Below are 1,269 nucleotides of genomic sequence, written 5' to 3' on the forward strand. Positions count from 1 at the left end.
GTTACGGGGTAATGACAAAACCAGCGACAGAAAGGCTGGTGCCTGCCACGGCGTGGCAGGCACCGGGTTCACGCCTCGGGTTCCTTATGCCTCAGCCGGCTGGCTAGCTTCGGCGATCTGGTTGTCGCCGCGCAGCTTGGCGGATTGCAGGGCTTCGTCGGCGCGCTTGAACAGGCTGACGGTGCTGTCCTCGGCGCGGATGGTGGTCACGCCCATGCTGGCCGTGAGATTGATCAAGGCGCGCTCGGTCTTCACCGGCGTCGAGGAAATGGCAGTGCGAATGCGCCCCGCCACCATTTTGGCGTCTTCCAGCGAGGTACGCGGCAGCTGGATGGCAAATTCGGCGCCGCCCAGACGTCCGATCTGATCGCTATCGCGCAGCTGGCGTTTGCAGGTATCGACCATGGCTTTCAGCGCCGCATCGCCCGCATGATGGCCATAGCTGTCGTTGACGCGCTTGAACTGGTCAAGGCTGAGCAAAATCAGGGCAGTTGGCTGGCCCGGACGGCGCGCCAGCGCCATCCACGGCGCCAGCGCCTGATAAAAACCGCGGCGGTTCGGCACATCGGTCAAAGGATCGACAATTTCCAGCCGCGCCAGCTCGCCCTGCAGCTTCTCACGCGACAGCAGGAGGTAGCCGAAGGCATTGGTCAGCATCATCAGATAGAAGGCGCCGAAGCCGAACATCTGCATGGCCGGAGGGCTGAGCCAGGACAAGCCGAGCGGGAACAGCGCCGTCAGCGCGCCGCGCACGGCCACCACCACGGTCAGCACGAACATGGCGACAATCAGGAAACGGCGCAGCATGCTGCCGCCACGCCAGGCGACCGCCAGTGCCGCCACGCCGGACAGGAAGAACGCCGCCACCAGCAGCGAGCCGGCCGCAATCCGCAGGCCCGGATCGGCATCCAGAACGTGCAGCGCCAGCAGCACCGCCACCGCGGCGCCCAGCCCCGGCAGCAGCACGCGCCGCCATCCCGGCTTGCTGGCCGCTTCCCACAGGGCGCCGGCATCGAGTGCGAAGCCCGCCAGCAGGATGGCCATGGCCGCCGGTCCGGACAGCCATTCCGGCACCACGCCGCGGAAGTACAGCAGGAACCAGGCCACGGCCTGGCACTGCTTGGCCACCGCCCAGGTGGACAGCGTCAGCGACTTCTTGCTTTCGTACTCAAAGAAAAACAGGGCGGCGCACAGGCTCAGATTGCCCAGCGCCAGTGCCAGAACCAGGGTTTTGATATCCATTGCTTGGCGGCGGAGCCGCGGTCAGAT

At 65.9% G+C, this 1,269-nt stretch carries 1 protein-coding gene; it reads right to left on the reverse strand.

Going from position 1 to position 1,269, the window contains the following annotated elements:
* Positions 1–84: 84 nt before the first annotated feature.
* Positions 85–1,242, reverse strand: coding sequence for a GGDEF domain-containing protein (locus AB4Z11_RS32055; RefSeq protein WP_442030262.1), 1,158 nt, complete (start codon positions 1,240–1,242; stop codon positions 85–87).
* Positions 1,243–1,269 lie beyond the last annotated feature (27 nt).

The sequence above is a fragment of the Pseudoduganella sp. RAF53_2 genome (genome assembly GCF_052113985.1).
GTDB lineage: Bacteria > Pseudomonadota > Gammaproteobacteria > Burkholderiales > Burkholderiaceae_D > Rugamonas.

Coding starts and splice junctions, on each gene's coding strand:
- AB4Z11_RS32055 (WP_442030262.1), bottom strand. CDS start 1,242: ATGGATATCAAAACCCTGGTTCTGGCACTGGCGCTGGGCAATCTGAGC.